This window comes from Novosphingobium sp., assembly GCF_030699305.1.
Lineage (GTDB): Bacteria > Pseudomonadota > Alphaproteobacteria > Sphingomonadales > Sphingomonadaceae > Novosphingobium.
The window spans coordinates 29,817-45,483 of the sequence record NZ_JAUYNB010000018.1 but is presented as its reverse complement, the minus strand read 5'-3'; the positions used below and the strand labels follow the sequence as shown (position 1 = coordinate 45,483).

Genomic DNA, 15,667 nt, shown 5'->3' with positions numbered 1-15,667 from the left:
GAGTAAGGCGCGATGGTTAAGGATTTGCCAGTGCGGGGGTGGGCGCGCAAAAGAATCGTCAGCATGGCGCGCTGCCGCGCCGTGCAGCATTTCGCCACCCGGCGTGCGCAATTTTTGCTTCCCATAGCGCCCCGCCTATGCAAAAGGCCGCGCCTGCACGGAACGCGGCTTGCTGCTGGTCCGTTGCACGGCCTGACCCGCGTTTCGCAGCAGGCCTTTCAGAATGTGGCGACCGTAGCTCAGTTGGTTAGAGCGCCGGTTTGTGGTACCGGAGGTCGTGGGTTCGAACCCCATCGGTCGCCCCATTCCTGATCAGCACCCCCTGCACACTTGCCCACCAGTCGCCGGACCGTCAGCGCCGGGCGCGCCGCTTTGCGGGCTGTTCGCCGATCCGCGATGACCGTTCGCAGAGGCGCGCGCGCAATTGCCTTGCCCCGCTCGCGAAGCGGTGCCAAAGGGCGCGGGAACTCGCTTGATGGCACCCATGCACGCCTTCGCAAATCCTGCTCGATTCCTTCGCCTTGCCCGGCCACTGACCGCCCCGTTGCTGGTCATTGGGGGACTGATTGCGGCCGCCGCGTTGTGGTGGGGGCTGTTTCAGGCCCCGGCCGAACGGTTGCAGGGCGATAGCGTCCGGATCCTGTTCGTTCATGTTCCCGCTGCCTGGCTGGGGATGGGCGGCTGGACCGCGATTGCCGTTGCCAGCATTGTCGAACTGGTCTGGCGCCATCCGCTGGCAGGAATCGGCGCGCGCGCTGCGGCGGTGCCGGGGGCATTCTTTGCGCTGCTGTGTCTGGTCACCGGTTCGGTCTGGGGCCGTCCGGCGTGGGGCACATGGTGGGTCTGGGACGGGCGGCTGACCAGCATGCTGGTGCTGTTCTTCCTTTATCTGTCCTATCTGGCGCTGGCCGACGCGGCGAGCAAGGACGGGGACGGCCAGTCGCGCATTCCGGCAATTTTCGGGCTGGTCGGCGCGGTGAATATTCCGATCATCCATTATTCGGTGCTGTGGTGGAACAGCCTGCACCAGCCGCCCAGCATCACGCTGGGCAAATCGGAAATGGCCCCGGAGTTTCTCTGGGTGCTGCTGGCCGCGACGGTCGGCTTCTCATTGCTGTTCGGCGGCGTGGTGCTGGCGCGGATGCGGATGATCCTGGCCAACAATCAGGCCGAAGCCCGTCTGCGCCGCCGCGCGATGGAGGCGGTCGATGCGTGAGGGGCTGGACCACTGGCCATTCGTTTATGCGGCCTATGCGATGGGCGTGATCGGCACCGTAGGGCTGGTCGCGTGGTCGTGGTGGGGAATGCGCCGCGCTGAAGCCCGCCGTGACCGGAGCCGTGAGCAATGAGTGAATTCGTGAAGCCCAAGCATCAGCGGCTCGTGCTGGTGCTGATCGCGCTGATCGCGCTGATTGGCGCGGGGCTGCTGGCGGCGTGGGCACTGCGCAATCAGGCGTCGTATTTCTATGTCCCGGCCGACATGATGGCCAATCCGCCAGAGCCAGATCGGGCGGTGCGACTCGGCGGCATGGTTGAAGCCGGATCAATCCGGACCGCGGCGGACGGCGTGACGATCCAGTTCGTGGTCGGCGACGGCAAGGAGCGTGTGCCGGTGTCGTTCAAGGGCCTCGCCCCTGACCTGTTCCAGGAAAATTCCGGCGTGGTGGCTGAAGGCAAGCTGGCTGCGAACGGCACGTTCGTGGCCGACAACCTGCTGGCCAAGCATGACGAAAAATACGTGCCGCGTGAGATGAAGGACATGACCGAAGCACAGGCGCGCGCCGCCGTGGCGGAAACGCAATGATCGCGGAACTGGGCCTGGCCGCGCTGTGGCTGGCGGCGGCGCTGGCCGCGCTGCAACTCGTCGCGGGTGCGCTGGGGCTGACGGCGCGCGGCGCGGTGCTGGGCACGATCGTGCGCCCCGTGGCGGTGGTGCAGGGTGTGCTGACGCTGCTCTCGTTCGCCGCGCTGATGGCGCTGTTCTGGCAGACCGACCTGTCGGTGAAACTGGTGGCGGCCAATTCGCATTCGGCCAAACCGATGCTCTACAAGCTGGCGGGGGCGTGGGGGAACCACGAAGGCTCGATGCTGCTGTGGGTCACGATCATGGGGCTGGCGGGCAGCACCGTGGCGCTGGTGGAGCGCCGCTTGCCCGAACGGACGATGCTGGCGACGCTGGCCGGGCAGGCGTTTGTCAGCCTGGGGTTCTATGCCTTCCTGCTGCTGTCCTCCAATCCGTTTGAGCGGCTCAATCCCGCTGCACCCGAAGGGCAGGGGCTGAACCCGCTGCTCCAGGACCCCGGCCTCGCGTTCCATCCGCCCACGCTGTATATCGGCTATGTCGGACTGTCGGTGGCGTTCAGCTTTGCGATCGGGGCGCTGATTACGCGCGAAGTTGGTCCGGCGTTCGCCCGCACGATGCGGCCCTGGGTGCTGGGGTCATGGGTTTTCCTGACGCTGGGGATCGTGGCGGGGTCTTACTGGGCCTATTACGAGTTGGGCTGGGGCGGCTGGTGGTTCTGGGACCCGGTTGAAAACGCCTCGCTGATGCCGTGGCTCGCGGCGACGGCGCTGCTCCATTCGGTCAGCGTGCTGGCGGCGCGCAACGCGCTGCGGACATGGACCATGATGCTGGCGGTGGTGGCGTTCTCGATGTCGATGGTGGGGACGTTCCTGGTCCGCTCCGGCATCCTGACCAGCGTCCACGCCTTTGCGGTCGATCCGGAGCGCGGCAGTTTCATCCTGGCGCTGCTGCTGATCAACATCGGCGGTGCGCTGGCGCTGTTCGGCCTGCGCGCCGGGACCGTGACCGAGGGCGAACGCTTTGCGATGACCAGCCGTGAAGGCGCGCTGGTGTTCAACAACGTGATGCTGTCGGCCATCCTGGGGATTGTCCTGCTGGGGACGCTCTATCCGCTGCTGGCCGAAGCGTTTGGCGCGCAAGTTTCGGTCGGCCCGCCCTATTTCAACCCGATGGGCGCGGTATTTGTGGTGCCAATGCTGGTGGTGATGGGGATCGGCCCGTTGCTGCGCTGGCGGCGCGATTCGCTGGCGCGCGTCCGGCTGAGCGTGATCGTGCCGCTCGTGCTGATGCTGATCGCCGGGATCGTGCTGGCGATGCAGGGCGTCGCGGTGCTGCCGCTGCTGGGTATTGCGCTGGCAGCCGGGCTGGTGGTCGCCGCGTTCCTGCCGCTGCGCGGGCGCAAGCTGCGTCAGGTGAAACTGCCGCTGTGGGGCATGGTGGTGGCGCACTTTGGTGTTGCGGTGTCGCTGTTCGGGATGGCCTGCGACAGCGCCTATACCACCGAAAAACTGGTCGCCCTGCGCGAAGGCGATACCGTGGCGGTCGGCCCATGGCAGATCGACCTGGTCGTGATCGAGCCGGTCGCCGGACCGAACTGGACGGCTTTGCAGGCGACGCTGTCGGCGCGCTATGACGGCGGATCGGCCGTCAAATTGCAGCCCCAGTCGCGCAGCTTCTGGACCCCGCCGCAGCAGACCAGCGAATCCGCGCTGGAAACGCGCTGGAACGGCCAGCTTTACGCCGTGCTGGGTGAGCGCGGTGAGGACGGGCGCTGGCAGTTGCGGCTGTGGTGGAAGCCGTTCGTGACGATGATCTGGTATGGCGGCATCCTGATTGCACTGGGCGGCCTGCTCGCGCTGATCGGCCGGGTGCTGAGCGACCTGCGCCGGGGGATTGCGCGCGACAAGATCGCCTATCGCAAGCTCAGGCAGGGCCGATGAACGATCCGGTCCCGTCTGTGCCGCCCAAGGCTCCGCGCTGGGCGCTGTGGTTGCCGCTGGTGCTGTTCGGTGGCTTTGTGGTGCTGGTCCTGTTCGGGCTGCTCCGCCCCGCCGAGCGCGAAGTGCGCAGCAAGATGATTGGCAAGCCCATGCCGGAGTTTTCGCTGCAACCGGCCGTCGCGGACCGCCCCGGGTTCGCCCGCGCCGACATGGCCACCGGCCAGCCGCGGCTGCTCAATATCTTCGCCAGCTGGTGCATCCCCTGCGCGGTGGAAGCCCCGCAATTGCTGGCGCTGAAGCAGGCCGGGGTGCAGATTGACGGCGTCGCGATCCGCGACCAGCGCGAGGATGTGGAGGCATTTCTGGCCCGCCACGGCAATCCGTTCGCCCGGATCGGTGCGGACAACGTCAGCGCGATCCAGTTCGCGATTGGGTCATCCGGCGTGCCGGAAAGCTTTGTAATCGATGGCAAGGGCGTGATCCGGTATCAGCACATCGGCGAAATCCGCCCTGAGCATGTGCCTGTAATCCTTGAGAAAATGAAGGAGGCGGGGCGATGATCCGGTTCCTTTTGATCGCGCTTGCCGTTGTGCTGGCCCTGCCGTCGGCGTTGCCGCTGGCGGCACAGGACAAGCTGCCGCCCGCGCCCTATGCCTATCGGCAGCTGGCTGATCCCGCGCAGGAGGCCAAGGCCCACGCGCTGATGCAGACACTCCGCTGCCTGCAATGCCAGGGCCAGTCGATCACCGATTCCGACGCGCCGATTGCCGGGGACATGCGCCATCAGGTCCGCGTGCGGATCGAGGCCGGGGTTGAGCCGGAAGCAATCCGCGCGCAACTGATTGAAAGTTATGGTGATTATGTCAGCTATGCGCCGGTGGTGAACGCGCTGACCTGGCCGCTGTTTGCCATTCCCGTGCTGCTGGTGCTGGTGATAGGGGTGGTGCTGCGGCGGCGCCTGACGACAAGGAGCGCGTGATGGGCTGGGTTCTGGTTGGCGCGCTCGCCGCGCTGGTGTTCGCGGCGCTGGTGTGGGGATTCAAGGCTCCGCGCAAGGGCTGGGAAGCGATTGGCGCGGCGCTGATGCTGGGGGTTGCGGGCTATGCGCTGCAAGGCAGCCCGGCGCAGCCCGGCGCGCCGAAGCTGCCAGCCGCGCAAACGCGCGAAGGCGCAGCGGCGCTGGTTGCGGCGCGCCAGGAACTGGCCCGCGACGGCGCTGCCAACGCCAGCAGCTGGGTGATGATCAGCGATGCACTGGCCCGCAACGGCCAGTACAGCGATGCCGCCGGGGTCGTGCTCGGCGCGATCGAGAAGGATCCGAAGAACGCCGACGCCTGGCTGGCGCTTGGCAATTACCTGATGGGCCATACCGAAGGCGTGCTGTCACCTGCGGCGCTTTATGCCTATTCCCGCGCCGCCGCCGCCGATCCGCAGCATCCGGGGCCGGCGTTCTTTCAGGGACTGGCGCTGGCGCAGAACGGCCGGTTCGCGGAAGGCCGCGCGCTGTGGGCCGATTTGCTGGTCCGCGCCCCCAAGGATGCGCCGTGGCGCGCCGATCTGGTCGATCGGCTGGTACGGCTCGATGCGTTTATCGCCGCGCAGGACAAGCCCGCCGCCGCTGCCCCGGCGGCTCGCTGAGGGGCTGCTCCACCGGGCTGCGCTTTCGTTTGCGGGCAGGCGGCAAGGCTGCTAATCGCCGCTGCCAATATGGCCTCTTTGAGGGACGCTGGGTCTTATGAGTCAAGCTGTTAGCGAAGGCGTGGATTCCCAGCCACCGCTGCCCACTGCTGCTACCCATGAACAAGGTGGCCATGGCCATCGCAAGGCCGGTGTGGCTGCGCTGGCCATCGGCGCGATTGGCGTGGTGTTCGGCGACATCGGCACCAGCCCGCTTTACGCTTTCCGCGAAACCTTTGCCTCGCACCACGGCGCGCCGGGGATTCAGGTCGATCCGGTCCACATCCACGGCGTGCTGAGCCTGGTGTTCTGGTCGATGATGATCGTGGTGACGTTCAAATACGTGCTGACGATCATGCGCGCGGACAACAAGGGCGAAGGCGGCAGCCTGGCACTGCTGGCCCTGATCAACCGCAAGTCCGCCAGCGCCCGCTGGACCGCGCCGTTCATCCTGCTCGGGGTGTTCGCGACCGCGCTGTTTTATGGCGATTCGATGATTACACCGGCCATGTCGGTGCTGTCCGCCACGGAAGGGCTGCAATACGTCCACCCCGGCTTCAAGCAATGGATCGTGCCGATTGCGGTGGCGATTCTGGTTGGTCTGTTCTCCATTCAGGCGCGCGGGACGGAAAAGGTCGGGCGATTGTTCGGGCCGATCATGATTGTCTATTTCCTGACGCTGGCGGCGCTGGGCCTGATGCATATGGCGGCGATGCCCGCCATCATCCTGGAAACCCTGAACCCGCTGAACGCGGTCAACTTCTTCATTGCCGATGGGTTCCGCGCGTTCGTGGCAATGGGCAGTGTGGTGCTGGCCGTGACCGGCGCAGAGGCGCTTTACGCCGACATGGGGCATTTCGGGCGCAAGCCGATCGGGGTGAGCTGGATTACCTTCGTCTTGCCATCGCTGATGCTCAACTACATGGGGCAGGGCGCAATGGTGCTGTCGCAGGCCAGCCCGGAAGCAGCGGCCGCGCTGATCAAGGACCCGTTCTTTCTGATGATCCCGGACATGGTCCGCATCCCGGTGGTCATTCTGGCGCTGTTCGCGACGATCATCGCCAGTCAGGCGGTCATTTCGGGCGCATTCTCGCTCACCCAGCAGGCGATCCAGCTGGGCTTCATGCCGCGGATGCAAATCAAGCATACCAGCGCCTCTGCCGCCGGTCAGATCTATATCCCGGTGATCAACTGGGGGCTGATGGTGATGGTGCTGTTCCTGGTGCTGTTCTTCGGATCGTCGAGCAAGCTGGCTGCCGCCTATGGCATCGCGGTTACCGGCGCGATGCTCATCGATACGATCCTGCTGGCAGTGGTGCTGATTACCTTGTGGAGCTGGCCGCTGTGGCGGGCGCTGCCGCTGGTGCTGGCGTTCATCATTGTCGACATGGCCTATCTGGGTGCCAACCTGATCAAGGTGCCGGATGGCGGCTGGGTGCCGCTGGTCATTGGCCTGGCGATCTTTACCCTGCTGACCACCTGGTCGCGCGGGCGGGCGTTGATGCGGGCGAACATGGCCGAAGGGTCGATCCCGATGGAGGTCTTTGCCAAAAGCGCACATTCCAGCGCGGCGCGGGTGCCGGGGACAGCGGTGTTCATGGCCTCCACCAACAAGGGCGTGCCATCGGCGCTGCTGCACAACATCAAGCACAACAAGGTCCTGCACGAACGCGTGGTGATCCTGACGGTGGCGATCCAGGATGTGCCCTATGTCGATCCGAACGACCGGTGCAGCGGCAAGGATCTGGGGCAGGGCTTCTATCGCCTGTCGCTGAAGTTCGGCTTCCTTGAGGAAACCAACATACCCGAAGCGTTGAAGGACGTGCGGATGTGCGGGGAACCGTTCGAGGTGATGAAGACCAGCTTTTTCCTGAGCCGCCAGACCCTGATTGCGGCGCGCAAGCCGGGCATGGCGCTGTGGCGTGAAAAGTTGTTCGCGTGGATGCTGCGCAACGCGGCCAGCGCGATGGAGTTTTTCCGCCTGCCCACCAACCGCGTGGTGGAACTGGGCAGCCAGGTCGAGATCTAGGGTTTTGGCCGCCGGTTGCGGCTGGCAAACCACGGACCGATGCGACGGATCGCGTCTTCGACCTGCGGGGTGGAGACCGCAAAGCTGATCCGCATGAAGCGGTTTCCTTCCACCGGATCGAAATCGATCCCCGGTGCGGTCGCAACGCCGGTATCGCGCAGCAGCTGCTGACAGAACTCCATGCTGTCATCCGTGAACTCTGAAATGTCGGCGTAGATATAGAACGCGCCGTCGGGCGGGGCGATCCGGCCAAGGCCCATCGTCGGCAGCGCAGCCAGCAGCAGGTCGCGGTTGCGGGTGTAGGTTTGCAGGTTGCCGTCCAGTTCCTCGCGGCAGTCCATCGCCACGAGGCCGGCGTGCTGGGCGAGGCTGGGCGGGGTCAGGAACAGGTTGCCCATCCGCGCCCGCGCCGCATCGATGCCCGAAGGGGGCACCAGCAGCCAGCCGAGCCGCCACCCGGCCATGCTGAAATACTTCGAAAAACTGTTCACGATCAGCGCGCCGGGCGCGACTTCCAGCATCGACGGGGTGCGCTGGCCATAGCTGATGCCGTGATAGATCTCGTCGGAGATGATCGTGATCCCGCGCGCCGCGCAGACATCCGCAATCGCCTGCAATTCATCGCGCGGGATGATCGTGCCGGTGGGATTGGCCGGGCTGGCGATGATCACGCCGTCGGGCGCGGGTTCCAGCGCGGCGAGCGCGGCCGCCGTCAGCTGGAACCGCTCCGCTTCGCCGCACGGCAGCTCGACCGGTTCGATGTGCATTGCCTTCAGCGTGTTGCGATAGGCGACATAGCCGGGCCGGGCGATGGCCACACGCGCGCCGGGAGCAAAGCTCATGCTCAGGGCCAGCACCAGCGCCGGGGACGCGCCGCAGGTCAGCAGGATGCGGGCCGGTTCCACGTCCACGCCGTACGTTTCGGCGTAGTGCTGGCAAATCCGGGCCTTCAGCGCCGGGCTTTCCCAGTAGCCCATTGGATCGCTGTCCAGCACGTGGTGTGCAGCCGCGATTGCCGCGGCGGGTGCGCCGGTGGAGGGCTGGCCGAACTCCATGTGGATGATCGAGCGCCCTTCGGCTTTCAGGCGGTGCGCCAGCCCCGAAACGGCGATGGCATAGAACGGATCAATCTGCGCAGTCATAGCGCCGGGGTTAGCACGGCACGGGCAAAAGAAAAGCGCGGCACCCTGGATAGGGCGCCGCGCTTGTTCCGAACCGCAACCGGGGCCGAATCAGCCGAGGTTGGCGTTTACCATTGCATAGAGCATCGGCAGCGACAGCAGCAGGTTGGTGCGGCTGGCAGCCAGGGCGCGCGGCGCGGCAGCGGCCTTTTCTTCGGCAGTCGCTTCAACGATGCCGAGGATCTTCTTCTGGGCCGGCCAGATGATGAACCACACGTTGAACGCCATGATCAGCGCCAGCCACATGCCCAGCCCGATCAGCGCAACCTGGCCTTCACCCTGGAAGGTCAGCGCCTGATGGCCGTAACCCTTCACAATGGAGAGCACGAGGCCGGTGACAACCGTCAGCAGCGCCGCCCAGCGGAAGAAGAAGAACACCTTGGGCGCGATGTGCCCGGTGATCGCGCCTTTTTGCTCGGCCGGAATGGCCGGCATGGTCGGCACTTGCACGAAGTTCAGGTAATAGAGCAGCCCGATCCACAGGATGCCGAAGAACACGTGCAGCCAGCTGAACAGCGATACGCTGTCAATGGCGACTGCCGCGCCGAAATACACCGCCACGGCGATGGCGAACACGAGCCCGGCGACAAGCACCAGATGCAGGTTTCCGAAAAACTTGGCCATTGCTTCCCCCTATTTTGAAGCGTCCATTTTGAATGGTCCCCAGCCCGAACGGGCCGACAGCTGCGTTATTGCCTTTTTGCGAGCGATTGTCACTACTCGTGCGGCGGATCGGTCAGCACTTCGGCTTCGGCCTCCTGCGCCAGCCCGTGCTTCAGCAGCATCGGCAGCTGCGCGAACGTGAACAGGAACGACAGCGGCAGGAACAGCCACAGCTTGGCCGCGATCCAGTCGCCGAAATCCAGACTGTGCCGCAGCCCTTCGTTGAGCGCGGCCAGCGACAGGAAGAACCAGCCCCACCGGACTGACAGTTTCATCCACCCTTCGTTGTCCAGCCCCTCAAACGCGGCTTCGAGCAGGATCTTGAGCAGTGCCTTGCCGCGCCACGCGCCGATCAGCAAGGCCGCGCCGAACAGCACATAGATTGCCGTTGGCTTGATCTGGATGAACACCTTGTCTTGCAGCAGCACGGTCAGCCCGCCGAACACCACGATCAGCCCGGTCGACAGCCACAGCATCGGGGACACGCGCCCCAGTTTCCACTTCGACACCAGCAGCGCGATCACGGCGGCGACCATGAAAGCGACGGTGCCCTTGATCACGGCCAGCACTTCGGCGACCGAATTGTTGTGATCGCTGGGCGAACTGAACCGGTAGACCGCGAAAAAGATCACCACCGGCCCGTAATCGACCACCAGATTGAGCCAGCCCGATTTGGGCTTGGCCGGTGCAGTGGGGGGCGCTGCGTCAGGTTCGGTCATCATGCCACTCCGGCAATCACGCGCGCGACCAGATCGGGGTCGAACGGGCGCAAGTCATCAATCTTTTCGCCCACGCCAATGGCATGGATCGGCAAGCCGTATTGCTCTGCTGCGGCCACCAGCACCCCGCCGCGCGCGGTCCCGTCCAGCTTGGTCATGATCAGGCCGGTGACCCCGGCGACTTCCTTGAAAATCTCGATCTGTTGCAGCGCGTTCTGGCCATTGGTGGCATCCAGCACCAGCACGACGTCATGCGGTGCCTCGACGTTCAGGCGGCCCAGCACGCGGCGGATTTTCGCCAGTTCGTCCATCAGCTCGCGCTTGTTCTGCAGCCGGCCGGCGGTGTCGACGATCAGCACGTCGCTGCCCTTGTCGGTCGCGGCCCTGACCCCGTCGAACACCACGCTGGCGGGATCGCCGCCTTCCGGTCCCTTGATCAGCGGCACCCCCAGCCGGTCCGCCCAGACGCCCAGCTGGCCAATCGCGGCGGCGCGGAACGTATCGCCCGCGACCAGCATCACCGAATAGTCCTGTTCCTGGAACAAGTGCGCCAGCTTGGCGATGGTGGTGGTCTTGCCCGATCCGTTGACGCCGATCACCAGCACCACTTGCGGGCGGGGGAAGGCGATGACCTCCAGCGGCTTGGCGACGGGGCGCAGGATCGCGGCGATTTCCTCGGCCACGGCTTCCTTGATCGCGGCTTCATCCATCCCGCGCTCAAACCGGTCATCGGCCAGGCGTTCGCGGATGCGGGCGGCGGCGCGTGGGCCAAGGTCGGACAGGATCAGCGCATCTTCGATGGCATCGAGCTGCGCGTCATCGAGCTTTGCCTTGCTGACGATGCCCGCCAGGTTTTCGGACAGGCGTTCAGATGTCTTGCGCAGGCCGCCAAAGACGCGGTCGCTCCAGGTATCGGCGCTCATGCCAGCAGGCCTTCGGTAATGCGGTCAGGTATCACGGTCACGATGGTTCCGGCGGTGATGTGGGGGGCAAGGCGCACCCGTGCGAAGTTTTCCGCATGGCCCGTCCCGTCGCGCTCCGCAAGCACCTGTTGCGGCTGGGCGATCAGGCGGGCCAGCCATGCGCTGCGCTGGACGGCCACGGCGGCGCGCAGATCGGCGGCGCGGGCGCGGATCGTGGCGGGGTCCAGCTGCGGCATCCGCGCGGCGGGCGTGCCGGGGCGCGGCGAGTAGGGGAAGACGTGGCCGTGGACCACGCCAAGCTGCGCGATGATCGACAGGTTGGCGGCGTGGGCCGCATCGTCCTCGGTCGGGAAGCCCGCGATCAGGTCAGCGCCGATGGCGATGTCCGGGCGGCGGTCTTTCAGGCGGGCCACCAGCTCCACCGCATCGGCGCGGCTGTGGCGGCGCTTCATCCGCTTGAGGATCAGGTCATGGCCGTGCTGGAGCGACAGATGGACATGCGGCATCACGCGCGGTTCACCGGCCAGCAACTCGAACAACTGCGCGTCGATTCCCACCCCGTCGAGCGAGGACAACCGCAGCCGGGGCAGGGCCGGAAAGGCATCCAGCAGCGCCGCGACCAGCACGCCCAGACCCGGCGCACCGGGCAGGTCATGGCCCCAGCTGGTCAGGTCCACCCCGGTCAGCACCACTTCCTGTGCCCCGGAATCGAGCTGCCTTGCCGTATCGCGCAGCACGTCGGCTACCGGCACGGAGCGGCTGGGCCCGCGCCCTTGCGGGATCACGCAGAAGGTGCAGGCATGGTCGCAGCCGTTCTGCACCGCGATGAAGGCGCGGGTGTGCTGGCTGAGCGTGGATGCGGGCGCGGGCGCGACATTCCAGCTGCGCGGATCGAGCTTGGCGGTGTTGGCGATCAGCCCGTCGACTTCGGGCATGGCCCCCAGCGCGGCGCGTTCGACTTCTGCCGCGCAGCCAGTGACCAGCAGGCGCGCGGCGGGGTTGGCCTTGCGTGCGCGGCGGATCGCCTGACGGGTCTGGCGCACGGCTTCGGACGTGACGGCGCAGGAGTTGATGACGACCAGATCGCGCTCTGCCCCCAGCATCCGTCGCAGGTCTTCACTTTCGGACAGGTTCAGCCGGCAACCCAGCGAAATCACTTCCACCGTCACCCGGCGCCACCATAAGTGGCCGGATCGAACGTGCCGCGAAAGCTTTCCACCGCCGGGCCGGTCATCCGGATGCGCCCTTCGGCGGTCCAGTCGATCAGCAAATCGCCGCCGGGGAGAGATACGGTCACGCTGCGCTCCACCAGCCCCCGGCGCATCGCGCCGATGGCCGTCGCACAGGCCCCGGTGCCGCACGCGCGGGTCAGGCCGACGCCGCGTTCCCATACCCGCAGGCGGATGTGCGTGCGGCTGAGAACCGTCGCGGCATTGACGTTCACGCGCTGCGGAAACAGCGGATCATGCTCGATCTCCGGACCCAGCCGGTCGAGTTCCAGCGCATCGGTATCGGGCACGAAGAAGATCACGTGCGGATTGCCGACGTTGACGGCGGTGGGCTGATCCAGTTCCTCCCACGCGACCGGCATGGAGTGGGTGTCCATCGGATAGGCCAGCGGAATCTGGTCCCACTCGAACCGGGGCAGTCCCATATCGACCGCGATGCCGCCGTCTGCGGGGGTGGCCATCAGCTCGCCCCCCAGCGTCTCGATCCGGGCGGCCGCGCCGTGCAGCACGCCGACCGCGCGGGTGGCGTTGCCGCAGGCTTCCACTTCGCTGCCATCGGCATTGAAAATCCGCATCCGGAAATCGGCGGTCGAGGACGGTTCCAGCAGGATCAGCTGGTCGCAGCCGATCCCGGTATGCCGGTCAGCCAGCGCGGCGGCCAATGCGCCGGTCATCGGCGGCACGGCCTGCACGCGCCCGTCGAGCACGATGAAATCGTTGCCCAGACCGTGCATCTTGATGAAAGGAACGCGCATGCCCGCGCTTTAGGGGCTGCGCGGGGTCAGGTCCAGTCTGTGTGCGTCAGGCCTGACGCTGGGTCGGCAGGTCGTCGATTGGCAGGTCGATCAGCGGGGCGACTGGCAACGCCTTGGCGCGGTCCAGCAGCAGGTCCAGCTGGGCCAGCTCGGTCTGGGTGGTCTGGGCGGTTTCAGGCATCCCATAGAGATAGCCCTGCGCTTTCAGGCCGCTGAACTTGCGCAGTTCGCGCAGCACTTCCTCGCTCTCCACGCCTTCGGCCGTAATCGGCAGGCCCAGGCCTTCGCCCAGCGCGACGATCGACTGAACGATGGTGGCCGAATCCTTGCTGTCCGGCAGCGAGGTGATGAAGCTGCGGTCGATCTTGATCCGGTCAAACGGCAAGGTACGCAGCTGCGAGAGCGAGCTGTAGCCGGTGCCAAAGTCATCCAGACTGACCCGGATACCCTGATTTTTCAGACTGGTAATCATCGAGCGGACCAGCCCGATGTTGTCATGCAGGCTGCTTTCGGTGATTTCGATTTCCAGCCGGTTGGGCGGGAAGTTGGCCTCGACCAGCAGTTTCAGCAGTTTTTGCGCGAACCACGGATCGCGCAGCTGAACCGGCGAGATGTTGACCGACAGCGTCAGCTTCGGGTTCCAGTGTTTGGCATCCTGCAAGGCCTGACGGATTACATGTTCCGACAAGTCGGCGATCACGCCGATTTCCTCGGCCACGGGGATGAACAGTTCCGGGCTGACCAGCCCCAGCGACGGCGAATTCCACCGCGCCAGCATTTCAAATCCGACGATCTCGCCCGTGGCCAGATCGATCTGTTTTTCGTAATAGGGCACGAATTCGCCCGCCGGAACGCCCCGGCGAATCCCTGCTTCCAGCTCGCTGCGGAACCGCAGTTCGCTCTCCATCGAATGCTCGAACCAGTAATAGCGGTTCCGGCCGCGTTTCTTGGCGTGGTACATGGCGATATCGGCCATATGCATCAGCGTTTGCGCATCGACCGGCGCGTCATCGCCGTCGCTGCGGCTCAGGCCGACCGAAACGGTGCTTTCGATTTCCAGCGAGTTGACGAACACCGCCTGCGCGACCGCGTCGATCAGCCGCGATGCGAGCCGGTCAACCACAGCTGGCTCGGCCGGATCAAATGCGATCACCACGGCGAATTCGTCCCCGCCGATCCGGGCGAGCAAGCCGTCCGCCGGAACCTGGGCGGCAATCCGCTCGGCCGCCGCGCGCAGCAGCACATCGCCGGTGGCGTGGCCGTTGAGGTCGTTGACCATCTTGAAATTGTCGAGATCGAGCATCACGAACGCAATCGCCTGCCCGCGCTGGCGGGCCTGGGCGATCAGCCGGTCGGTGGCGGGGGCCACGCTGCGGCGGTTGAGACACCCGGTCAGCGGATCGGTTTCCGCCAGGATGCGGGCCTGTTCCTCGGCCTTGCGGCGCTCGTTGACTTCACCGGTCAGCTGCTTGTAACGCCGCCAGCCAAAGATGATCAGGGCGATGTTGAGCAGCAGCGCGGTGGCCAGCGTCTGGTCCGGGCCCTTGCCGGTGCCGTGGATCGACCGCATGACGTCCGGCAGGACATGGCTGCCGGTGCCGACAAACAGCAGGATTGCCGCCAGGGCGATGCCCAGCGTGACGATATCCCGCTCCGCCGCACCAAGACGCAACTTGCGCTGGCGGCTGTTGGTGCCGGAATTGAACCCCTTCGCTTGCATGGCTGGCATATGCCCCCTCGCCAATGGTTTGGGGAAATATCGCAAACCGTGCTGAAGATTGCGTTAATCCTCATGGCACCGGTCCCGCCTACTTTTTCAGGCCGATTTCGCGCAGCCGCTGTTGCAGGAAATCGTCCGCCAGGATCGGCTGCGGATAGCGATCCGGGTTTTCCGGCGTCACGCACTGCCGCAGGGTCGCAATCGGAAAGTCGCTGCGCAAATGCAGGAAGAACGGCATCGAATAGCGGCTGAAGCGGGCGCGTTCCGGGTTGGGATTGCGCACGCGGTGGATCGTGCTGGGCAGGACATGGTTGGTCAGCCGCTCCAGCATGTCACCGACATTGATCACCATCGCGCCTTCGGGCGGGGACGCGCTGATCCAGCTGCCGTCCTTGCCCAGCAGTTCAAGGCCTGCTTCCTCGGCCCCCAGCAGCAGGGTGATCAGGTTGATGTCGCCGTGCGCCCCGGCGCGGATCGCTTCGCCATCGGTAATGTCGAGCGGCGGATAGTGCAGCAGCCGCATGACCGAATTGCCGTCCTCGATCCCGGCATCGAACCAGTGTTCATCCAGCCCGAGGTAGATGGCGATGCGCGACAGGATCGTCGCACCGGTGCGGTCGAACTGGGCGTAGAGCTCCCGGAACACCTCGCGGAAACCTTCAGGCTGGGCGGGCCAGACGTTCGGCGGCATCGAATCGGCCAGCGGACTACCATCGGGCAGGTCGCGGCCGATGTGCCAGAATTCCTTGAGGTCGTGCGCCTTCGCGCCCTTGGCGATTTCGGTGCCGAACGGGGTGTAACCGCGCGCACCGGCAATCGCGGGATCGTGATAGCTGCGCTTTTCCGCTTCGGGCAGGGCAAAGAACTGTTCCGACAGCTGCCACGCCCGGTCGATCAGGGCAGGGTCGATGTCGAAATCCTTGACCATGGCAAAGCCGAAGGTCTTGAAGCTGTCCCCGATCGCCTGGGAAAAGGCGGCCGCATCGTCGGCCAGCGACAGCACGGGCAAAGTGGTAAGTGGCATAAG

At 65.6% G+C, this 15,667-nt stretch carries 16 protein-coding genes and 1 tRNA gene; 9 read left to right on the top strand and 8 right to left on the bottom strand.

Features of this window, described 5'->3' with window-relative positions; all coding sequences use genetic code 11:
* Positions 1 to 228: 228 nt before the first annotated feature.
* The 9 genes from Q8Q53_RS08810 to Q8Q53_RS08770 all read left to right on the top strand — a co-directional run bounded on the left by Q8Q53_RS08810 (position 229) and on the right by Q8Q53_RS08770 (position 7,450).
* Positions 229 to 305 (top strand) — tRNA-His (locus tag Q8Q53_RS08810).
* Between the two features lie 179 nt (positions 306 to 484).
* Positions 485 to 1,216: a heme ABC transporter permease CcmC gene (gene ccmC, locus Q8Q53_RS08805; protein WP_305701395.1), complete on the top strand. Its 732-nt coding sequence runs from the start codon at positions 485 to 487 to the stop codon at positions 1,214 to 1,216.
* Positions 1,209 to 1,349 carry a heme exporter protein CcmD gene (ccmD, locus tag Q8Q53_RS08800; RefSeq protein ID WP_305701394.1) on the top strand — a complete coding sequence of 47 codons (141 nt, stop codon included), beginning with the start codon at positions 1,209 to 1,211 and terminating at the stop codon, positions 1,347 to 1,349. The genes ccmC and ccmD overlap by 8 nt, the downstream gene beginning before the upstream one ends.
* Positions 1,346 to 1,804 (top strand): cytochrome c maturation protein CcmE, encoded by a 459-nt coding sequence (gene ccmE, locus Q8Q53_RS08795; RefSeq protein ID WP_305701393.1) that lies wholly within the window; start codon positions 1,346 to 1,348, stop codon positions 1,802 to 1,804. The genes ccmD and ccmE overlap by 4 nt, the downstream gene beginning before the upstream one ends.
* Positions 1,801 to 3,744 (top strand): heme lyase CcmF/NrfE family subunit, encoded by a 1,944-nt coding sequence (locus Q8Q53_RS08790; protein WP_305701392.1) that lies wholly within the window; start codon positions 1,801 to 1,803, stop codon positions 3,742 to 3,744. Before ccmE ends, Q8Q53_RS08790 begins: the two co-directional genes overlap by 4 nt.
* Complete coding sequence (locus tag Q8Q53_RS08785) at positions 3,741 to 4,304, top strand: DsbE family thiol:disulfide interchange protein (RefSeq protein WP_305701391.1); 564 nt, start codon at positions 3,741 to 3,743, stop codon at positions 4,302 to 4,304. The genes Q8Q53_RS08790 and Q8Q53_RS08785 overlap by 4 nt, the downstream gene beginning before the upstream one ends.
* Complete coding sequence (locus Q8Q53_RS08780; RefSeq protein ID WP_305701390.1) at positions 4,301 to 4,723, top strand: cytochrome c-type biogenesis protein; 423 nt, start codon at positions 4,301 to 4,303, stop codon at positions 4,721 to 4,723. Before Q8Q53_RS08785 ends, Q8Q53_RS08780 begins: the two co-directional genes overlap by 4 nt.
* Entirely contained in the window at positions 4,723 to 5,382 is a 660-nt protein-coding gene (locus Q8Q53_RS08775; RefSeq protein WP_305701389.1) for a tetratricopeptide repeat protein, read from the top strand. Before Q8Q53_RS08780 ends, Q8Q53_RS08775 begins: the two co-directional genes overlap by 1 nt.
* 97 nt (positions 5,383 to 5,479) lie before the next feature.
* Positions 5,480 to 7,450, top strand: a complete 1,971-nt coding sequence (locus Q8Q53_RS08770; protein WP_305701388.1) for a potassium transporter Kup — start codon at positions 5,480 to 5,482, stop codon at positions 7,448 to 7,450.
* On the opposite strand, the gene Q8Q53_RS08765 is transcribed toward Q8Q53_RS08770, so the two are convergent.
* The 8 genes from Q8Q53_RS08765 to Q8Q53_RS08730 all read right to left on the bottom strand — a co-directional run bounded on the left by Q8Q53_RS08765 (position 7,447) and on the right by Q8Q53_RS08730 (position 15,664).
* Positions 7,447 to 8,592, bottom strand: coding sequence for a pyridoxal phosphate-dependent aminotransferase (locus Q8Q53_RS08765; protein WP_305701387.1), 1,146 nt, complete (start codon positions 8,590 to 8,592; stop codon positions 7,447 to 7,449). The genes Q8Q53_RS08770 and Q8Q53_RS08765 overlap by 4 nt on opposite strands.
* A gap of 90 nt (positions 8,593 to 8,682) precedes the next feature.
* Positions 8,683 to 9,255 carry a urate hydroxylase PuuD gene (locus tag Q8Q53_RS08760; RefSeq protein WP_305701386.1) on the bottom strand — a complete coding sequence of 191 codons (573 nt, stop codon included), beginning with the start codon at positions 9,253 to 9,255 and terminating at the stop codon, positions 8,683 to 8,685.
* 92 nt (positions 9,256 to 9,347) lie between these two features.
* Positions 9,348 to 10,016 carry an inner membrane-spanning protein YciB gene (locus tag Q8Q53_RS08755; protein WP_371136535.1) on the bottom strand — a complete coding sequence of 223 codons (669 nt, stop codon included), beginning with the start codon at positions 10,014 to 10,016 and terminating at the stop codon, positions 9,348 to 9,350.
* Positions 10,013 to 10,936: a signal recognition particle-docking protein FtsY gene (gene ftsY / locus Q8Q53_RS08750; protein ID WP_305701384.1), complete on the bottom strand. Its 924-nt coding sequence runs from the start codon at positions 10,934 to 10,936 to the stop codon at positions 10,013 to 10,015. Before ftsY ends, Q8Q53_RS08755 begins: the two co-directional genes overlap by 4 nt.
* Positions 10,933 to 12,105 (bottom strand): MiaB/RimO family radical SAM methylthiotransferase, encoded by a 1,173-nt coding sequence (locus Q8Q53_RS08745; RefSeq protein ID WP_305701383.1) that lies wholly within the window; start codon positions 12,103 to 12,105, stop codon positions 10,933 to 10,935. Before Q8Q53_RS08745 ends, ftsY begins: the two co-directional genes overlap by 4 nt.
* The gene (gene dapF / locus Q8Q53_RS08740) at positions 12,102 to 12,920 is read right to left on the bottom strand and encodes a diaminopimelate epimerase (protein ID WP_305701382.1); all 819 of its coding nucleotides are present in this window, start codon (positions 12,918 to 12,920) and stop codon (positions 12,102 to 12,104) included. The genes Q8Q53_RS08745 and dapF overlap by 4 nt, the downstream gene beginning before the upstream one ends.
* A gap of 46 nt (positions 12,921 to 12,966) precedes the next feature.
* A complete protein-coding gene (locus tag Q8Q53_RS08735; RefSeq protein ID WP_371136537.1) occupies positions 12,967 to 14,640 on the bottom strand; it encodes a putative bifunctional diguanylate cyclase/phosphodiesterase in 1,674 nt (557 codons plus the stop codon).
* Between the two features lie 88 nt (positions 14,641 to 14,728).
* Positions 14,729 to 15,664, bottom strand: coding sequence for an isopenicillin N synthase family oxygenase (locus Q8Q53_RS08730; RefSeq protein WP_305701380.1), 936 nt, complete (start codon positions 15,662 to 15,664; stop codon positions 14,729 to 14,731).
* Between the last annotated feature and the right edge of the window lie 3 nt (positions 15,665 to 15,667).